This window comes from Candidatus Thiosymbion oneisti (assembly GCF_900092655.1).
Classification (GTDB): Bacteria; Pseudomonadota; Gammaproteobacteria; order Chromatiales; family Chromatiaceae; genus Thiosymbion; species Thiosymbion oneisti.
In genome coordinates this window covers 1-7,644 of the sequence record NZ_FLUY01000273.1, presented here as the reverse complement: position 1 = coordinate 7,644, position 7,644 = coordinate 1, and the positions used below count along the sequence as shown (strand labels likewise).

The window sequence follows — 7,644 nt, the reverse complement described above, 5'->3', positions numbered from 1 at the left end:
CTGCTGCCGATGGTGGGCATCCACCCTACGCATGATGGGCATAGCCCACCCTACACTGTTCGAAATACGCGATGGTCCGGCGCAACCCTTCCTCCAGCGTCACCTTGGGCTCCCATCCCAGGTGTTCCCGAGCACGGGCGATATCTGGCCGACGCCGGATCGGATCGTCGGGAGGTAAGGGACGGAACACCAGTTTGGAGCTGGAGTTGGTGAGCCGGATGACCTGCTCCGCCAACTGACCGATCGTGAGCTCGTCGGGATTGCCGAGATTGATCGGACCCGGAAAACCGGGTGCGCCGTCTTCACCCGAAGGTGTATCCATGAAACGCAGGACGCCGTCCACCAGGTCATCGATATAGCAGAAGCTACGGGTCTGCTCACCGTTGCCATATAGGGTGATGTCCTGGCCCTGCAACGCCTGCATGATGAAATTGCTCACCACCCGGCCGTCATTCGGGTGCATCCGCGGGCCATAGGTGTTGAAGATGCGTGCCACTCTGATGTCAAGCCCGTGCTGACGATGGTAATCGAAGAACAGGGTCTCGGCACAGCGTTTGCCTTCATCGTAGCAACTTCTGGTCCCCACCGGATTCACGTTGCCCCAGTAATCCTCGGTCTGCGGGTGTACGCTTGGGTCACCATAGACCTCGCTGGTGCTGGCCTGGAAGATCCGCGCACCTAACCGCTTCGCCAGACCGAGCATGTTGATTGCACCGTGCACGCTGGTCTTGGTGGTCTGCACCGGGTCGTGCCGGTAGTGGATGGGGCTGGCCGGACAGGCCAGGTTGTAGATCAGGTCCACCTCCACGTAGAGCGGGAAGGTAATATCGTGCCGCAGAAACTCGAAACGGGGGTGGGAACGCAGGTGTTCGAGGTTACGCTTGGAGCCGGTAAACAGGTTGTCCGCGCAGATCACCTCGTCCCCGCGTTCCAGCAGCCGGTCGATGAGATGGGAACCCAGGAATCCCGCACCCCCGGTAACCAGGACTCGCTTCCGTTCAATGTAATTCCGCATTGTATTCTCTTGTAATAGAGTTGTTCCGTTTGTTTAATTTGTTAACTTTTTGATTTCCAATACATTTTCATATTCCATGGGCTGGCTGAAAGCAAAAAAACCAGTTCTTTACCTCATGAAAAGTTATCTGAACTCAACCAAGCTCTACAGGCTGCGTTAGAGTTTGGGGGCGCCTAACCAGGCGTTCGGGAGGGACTGAGGTGGAAAGCGCAGCACCTTTTTGGCGTACCGCGTGGATGAAAGATGTTGGGGTTCGTTCCTCACCCCAACCTACGCGCTTCACGCGGATAGTTGAGGTCAATACTGGGCAAGTTTGGGTTGAACCAGAGTGCGGCCTCCCCCACGTGCGAGGCGCATTTGAGCAGGAAGTCGCAGCGGGCCAGCAATAACACGTCGATGAGTACCTCGGCGCCCTTGGCATAGCCGGAATGGGAAGTAGCCTGAAAAGGGGCGAACCCGCTGGTGGACCGGTAGCAGTCGCTCGACAGGATGCGCCCGGCGTACCGTTCTTCTAGGGACTGGAGGTATTGTGCCTGGTCGGTGGCGACGAAAAGCTTCGCCTTCGGGTGTACCGCAAGGTATCGGTCCACCTCCGGGAAATAGGCCTCCGGCTTGACCTTCTGCCGAGTATTTTTCGCGCCCCTTGCGGCTCCCTTGTCGGTTCCCCGCAGGTGTATTCCCAATACCAGGTGGCCCTGCATCTGTTCCCTGTAGAACGCATCGACCCGGTTGCTGATTGCGTCCTTGACCTGCACGTATTTGCCGATAACCTCGTGCGCCCGAGCGCGCTGAAAGTCGTACCAGCGCGCATCGTAGCTTGTCTTCAGCAAATAGCGCCCGTAGGGGTATGCATAGATGCTCCCTTTTTCGTACAGATGCAGGTACCAGAGATCCCGGTCTGTCAGGGTCACCACGTCTCCCGGTTGCAGGGGATGTCCCGGATCTTTCAGCCACTGCTGCACCTGCTCGTAACCGGATCCGGCGACGGGTTCGAAAAAGTACTCCCACATGTTCTCGCCGCGGCTGGGGTCATAGTAGGCATTGTCGCCGTCTGTGGACGATTTGCCGAAAAATACCACGGGCAGGCACTGGTTTCGCTCGCAGAACAGGAGCTGGTTGAGGGCAAAGGTGAAGTAGGCGAAAAAGCCGGCGTAGGAATGGTTGATCCGGATAATGAGGATCTTCCGATACTGTCCCAGCACCGGCTGATCCGGTCCGTCAAACCGATAACGTCCCCGTTTGTATCTGCGCATTCTGTACAGACCCCACTCCAGGGACTCTACTGCCCAGACCACTGCGCTGCCTACCCCGCTTTCGAGCAGCCAGTTCTTCAGCAAGGTTTTCAGAAAGTGCAGCTTGGACAGCAGGCTCAGGTGTTGCCGCGCCGCAGCCATGTCGGCAATGGTTGGTGCCCGTTCGAGGTGCGGCACGTCGTGAACATAGTGGTAGCGGCTCTCGTCGTTTACCCGCAGATCGATATGCGGGTACCTGCGCTCGAATGGGGTGGCATTGACCGGCGGCACCGGCGCGTGGATTTCCTCCGCTTTGGAAAGGAAGCCTGCCCACCAGGCGAAGGTGCTCTGGGACTGGATGATGCGGTTGAAACCGATCATGAACCGGAAATCGTCGATGGGCGAGCCTTCGATGTAGATAGGGCCGAATTTGCTGAAGCTGGCTTTGACCTCCTCGTCCAGGCCGAAACCGCAGATGTACAGCCGGGCGAAGTCCAGTTTCTCCAGGAGATCCAGGTAGAAAGAGAGGCTGATGGCGCGGCTGAAGACGATGAAATCCCCGCGGCGGATGTGGATGACGATGTCGTCCGGGGCGATGTGGTAGCCGAGATCGATGGGGTCGACCGCGAACCAGGAGCGAATACGTGATTTGTGGGTGCGGAAGATCTCGTAGCGCTCGAAAAATCCCTTGATCAGGATCTTCCGGTCCTGCCGGCAGTTTCGCATTCCCTCCAGGTCGATGCGAAAGCCGTCGAAGCCGTTGTGCCCCATCAGTGCCGTCCGGTCCACGGGTCTGCTGAAGCGTTTGCCGTCAATTGCCAGGGGCGCGTCGCGAAAATGGGAGAGCAGGTCCTCCAGCTGGGGAATGTTCTTGCCAGGCTTGTAGGAGGAGTGCTTCACCTCCAATGCGTAGCCCAGGTCTTCGGCGAGTATGCGTGCAAAGGCGTACTGGAACAGGTTGTTCCCGATCAGACCCTGCATCCGGAGTTGTATCATGGTGTGACCGTCAGCTCCGGGTCCACCTCCCGCCGGGTCAGCTGCGACTCCAGGTTGGCGAGTCTCTCTGCGGTGGCGAGCGGGCGATACCACTGGATGGTTCTTCGTAACCCTTCCCGCAGACCGGTGTTTGGGGACCAGTTGAGCATCCGGGTGATTTTCGTATTGTCCGATGCCCGGCTCTTTACACCGACGGGTCTGTCCAGCTGATAGTCGAGCCGGTCCGGGTGCCAACCCAGCAGGTGAAATATCTCCTCGATCAGCTCGTTGATCCTGTGGTGTCGATCCGTACCCAGGTTGATCGCTCTGAAACCGCTCAGGTGAGCTCCCGCAAGCGCCAAGCCATACACAGTGTCGCCCACATAGGTGAAGTTGCGGGTCTGAGTTCCGTCCCCCCACACGGGATAGGGGTCGTAGCGGGCCAGGGCCTTTGCCACCAAGGCGATGACGGCGTGGGTTTCGTTCTCGCGCTCGCCGTAGGCGGTGAATATCCGGGCCGCGATCCCATCGACCCCATGCTGCCGGTGAAACGCACGGAGCTGCAGTTCGCCCATCAGCTTGGCCCAACCGTATTCCCCGTCTGCGAAGGCTCTACCCGCCTGGTCGAAGCCTGCATCCGTCTCCCGGAGCAGTATCCTCTCGATTGTATCCTGCTGGAGATTCGTGGGATAGACACAGGCTGAGCTGGCGTAGACGATTCTCAGTGCGCCGGCCGCAGTGACAGCGTCGAACACGATATGATCCAACAGCATGTTATTGGTGCATTCCACGGGGTGGGAATCGATATAGCCGCGGCCACCATGTGCGGCTGCAAGGTGAAACACGATCTGCTGGTTCCTCGCCGCGCAGGCGGCGAAGCCCGGGTCTCTCAGGTCGCCTTCCAGAAAACAGATTTTGTCTTTCACGTCCCGGAGGTTGTCGAGCGTACCGGACGACAGGTTATCCGCGACGGTGATCTTAGCGCCGCGCGCAACGAGCAGTTCGACTAGGGCACTGCCTATGAAGGATGCCCCGCCCGTGACCAACGTCGGGACGCCTTGGTAATAGTTGTCCAGCAGCTTGTCGGACGTACTCATTTTTTTAATTTATTCATAAGCGTTTCAATTTGATTTATAAGGACATGCGCTCGCCCTGGGATATATGGGAAGAAACATGTGATCATATGGGGTGTAAAGAGGGGCACGAATTTTTATCGGGTATCAAGTGAACAGATGGATGATAATATCAGATCACTGTTCCAGGCTTCTTCCCTGATGAACATCGCGCAGGCGTTCCGCAATGAAACCCGCCACGACCGCGACCTGGGACAATCCCAGTAGGGCCATGCGTAGAAATGGCCGTGGCCGTCTTTTGCGAAATGGATAGCTCACCATGAGGGCATAGAATCGGATACCTTCAAAGGGAATCTTTTTACTCTCTCGCGTCGCCACCCGTGCTCGCAAGTGATGGGCGCCACGGCCATAGTGAAGGTGCTGGCGCCAGAACCGCCTAAAATTGAGGTGGTGCGCATGGCCCATGACGGCATCGGGTACATAGACCAGTGGCCAGCCCATGTCCATCCAACGCAGGCTATAGTCCCGGTCTTCGGCCGCCGCTAACGGGAAACTCTCATCGAAGCCACCGATTGCCGTATGGCGCCGGGCGGAACAGGCCAGATTATTGGAGGTAAAGAAGTGCAGCCCTCCACCTCGCCGGGTGGTGTATTTGTAGAGAAAGCCGATCAGGTCCTGGCTGGTCTCGGAGAAGATATTGTCTTCCAAGATGTTGTACGTTCGGCCTCCGGCGAGTGCGTGCGGCTCCCTCCGTACCGCTGCTGCGATCCTGCTCAGCCAATCGGGTTCGGGCCGGCAATCGTCGTCCGTAAAGGCGAGGATGGGCGCCCGCGCCGCCCGCGCGCCAGCGTTGCGCGCACTGGCGGGCCCAGCGTTCTTCTGACGCAGGCAGGTGATATCGAGTCGGCCTGCAAAGGCATGCGTGACGATCTCCGCCGGTTCAGGCGAGCCGTCGTCTACGACAATGACCTCGAACACCTCGCCTCGCGTTGCGCTGAGTGCATCAAGGCACCGTGCCAACTGCCGCGGACGATTATAGGTCGGGATGATAACGCTGACGTTCGGTTTGCCCATCGGGTACAACTCTATTCAAGATAATAGGTCGTTTCAATCGAGATCACGATGACAATACACATTTAGGATACCAATAGGGAGTGCCGTGAGGCGAGGAACTTTCCGAAAAAAATTCTTGACAATATGAACAATTTTTTCTTTCATAATCCTACGCTCATCTCATAATCGGTTTTCCATTCATTCGGTAACGAAGGTGATTCACGATGCGAACTATCGTTAACAACTCAAAGCTTCAAATCGGATTGCTGCTCAGCGTAAGTTGTGTATTAATTTATGGCCTTTTAACCGATACCCATAATTGGGGAGGAGATTTTGCCGGATACATAATGCAGGCAAAAAGCATTGTGGAGCAGGATATTTCAGGATATATAGCGAGCAACGATTATGTAACCTATCCTTGGGGCTTTCCCATTCTCCTTGCGCCCTTTTATAAGGCATTCGGGCTTGACATCCTCTGGCTGAAAATGGTTGGTGTAATCTGTTATGTCCTATTTCTATTGGTCATTTATCATGGATTCGCGAAATATCATTCAAGGGCCGGAATTCTCGGGGTAACTGCCGTATTCGCATTGAATCCCTCTATGCTTACTTTCCTCAACCAGATATTATCTGATATTCCTTTTCTTCTCTTCTCTACACTATGCGTCTTTCTCGTCGGCCGAGTTATCGTGCAGCGCCGCCCGATCATTTCGTTTCCCATCGACTATATGTTGATTGGCATCATTCTAGGCATTGCCTTTCTTATAAGAAACAATGGGGCATTACTCATCATTCTCGTGGCGCTGACCCAGTTGGTTTCCGCCGCATCCGGCAACCATAACAGTGAACTCGATTTTTCCTTCACAAGACACCTGGTAAGAATGCGTGATGCGTTGAAAACAGCACGCATGTCGCTCTTGATCGAGTTGATTCCGTACGTGACCTTTTTCTGCTTACTCGGCTTGCTGGCCCTTTGGCATCCGCAGCTCCTTTTCGGTGGTGCATTACACCTCGGTGTACTGGATAGGGCTCTGGACAACACTTTACCAAACTTAATTGTACTCAATGCTGCTTATTATGCTGCCATTCCGGTGAAATTTTTCGGAAGTTTTTTGCTATACGCCATGAGTGTTCCCTTTGTATTAATTGGAATAACCCGTAGATATAAAAGCGATTATCATATCTTACTCTATGTGGCGTTGGTAGTTTTTTTCCATCTCATTTGGCCTGGAAGGCAAGGCTTGAGGTATCTATTTCCCTTGCTTCCATTCTATGTGTCTTTCATGTTTACGGGCATCGAAGTATCGTACCGGTCAGCAGCGATCTTCGGGAAACGGATCAAGCCCAGTTATCTCATTGTGGCCGTCATGATGACTTTGTTATTCTTCACAGAAGAAATAGGGTATCGTATCTATGAAAATGTAACCAATGGTAGAACCGTGTTGTGGGGTCCATTCAGACCGGACAGATTCTGGTTGTGGGGTCCATTTTCACCGGATGCCCGTGAGATGTTCCACTTCATAAGGGACAATACCGACACCGAAGATATTATCGTTTTCTTCAAGCCGCGAGTGATGCGATTAATGACTGACCGGATGTCGATAACTCACGAAGATACCAGTATGGGTGATTACTTAGCTGTACCCAAAAACCTTGAGGCTATCTTTCATAGGGGTACCTATGAGGATTTCTACAATGATGTGCTGAAAAGCATCCCGCATCGGCAAATCGTATTCGAGAATGCGCGATTCGCGGTTATCAAGATGTAAGTCCCCGACAACTCTTTGTCGATCAGATCTTGAATGGTGACCAGGCCCCGCTTTCACGGTAGGTTCTGCTGCGATGTCTTTCTCCTCCCAATGATTCTTTCCACTTGCACCTTTGCGGCTCAAACGATTCCGTTCTACATCCCCCACACCCCGATCCGGTGCTCCCTATACCGCTCTTGTCTGACAAAGATCTTTTCTTCCCAGGGCCTCTCCGGGGCGCGATCAAAGACGATCAGATACCCCTCGTCGGTGCCGACCCGGTCCATATAATCGGCGGTCTGGGCCAAGCCCTCTGCGATCGTTGCAGTCAGGGATTTGTGCAGGATCTTGAGCTCGATGACTGCCCGTTGGACCGGGCCCTGGAAGCCCCGACTTTCATCCAAGGGCCACTGCACCGACAGGTCGGTGCGCCGTCTCCCCAGGCCGTACTCCCGGTCGATGCGCCCGCCACTGTTGACGATGCGCTGCAGGAACGACTGCATCAAGAGCTGGGGTCCGGCCTCCTTGTAGTCGAACCGTTCGATCCA

General features: G+C 55.1%; 5 protein-coding genes and 1 pseudogene. 1 reads left to right on the top strand and 5 read right to left on the bottom strand.

All coding sequences use genetic code 11. The features are described 5' to 3' along the window. Positions 1–25 precede the first annotated feature (25 nt). The 4 genes from BQ17_RS02320 to BQ17_RS02305 all read right to left on the bottom strand — a co-directional run bounded on the left by BQ17_RS02320 (position 26) and on the right by BQ17_RS02305 (position 5,369). Entirely contained in the window at positions 26–1,015 is a 990-nt protein-coding gene (locus BQ17_RS02320; RefSeq protein WP_089724114.1) for a UDP-glucuronic acid decarboxylase family protein, read from the bottom strand. Positions 1,016–1,275: 260 nt separating this feature from the next. Continuing rightward, positions 1,276–3,243, bottom strand: a complete 1,968-nt coding sequence (locus BQ17_RS02315) for a nodulation protein NodZ (protein WP_141699047.1) — start codon at positions 3,241–3,243, stop codon at positions 1,276–1,278. Then, on the bottom strand, positions 3,240–4,319 hold the full coding sequence (locus BQ17_RS02310) for an NAD-dependent epimerase/dehydratase family protein (RefSeq protein WP_089724112.1): 1,080 nt from the start codon (positions 4,317–4,319) through the stop codon (positions 3,240–3,242). Before BQ17_RS02310 ends, BQ17_RS02315 begins: the two co-directional genes overlap by 4 nt. Positions 4,320–4,472: 153 nt before the next feature. Further along, the gene (locus tag BQ17_RS02305) at positions 4,473–5,369 is read right to left on the bottom strand and encodes a glycosyltransferase family 2 protein (RefSeq protein WP_089724111.1); all 897 of its coding nucleotides are present in this window, start codon (positions 5,367–5,369) and stop codon (positions 4,473–4,475) included. A 203-nt stretch (positions 5,370–5,572) separates the two neighbouring features. On the opposite strand from BQ17_RS02305, the gene BQ17_RS02300 reads away from it, so the two are divergent. Further along, a complete protein-coding gene (locus BQ17_RS02300) occupies positions 5,573–7,117 on the top strand; it encodes an ArnT family glycosyltransferase (protein ID WP_089724110.1) in 1,545 nt (514 codons plus the stop codon). Positions 7,118–7,251: 134 nt separating this feature from the next. Here the strand turns inward: BQ17_RS02300 and BQ17_RS21315 are convergent. Then, positions 7,252–7,644: pseudogene (locus tag BQ17_RS21315) on the bottom strand (hypothetical protein); the annotation flags it as partial.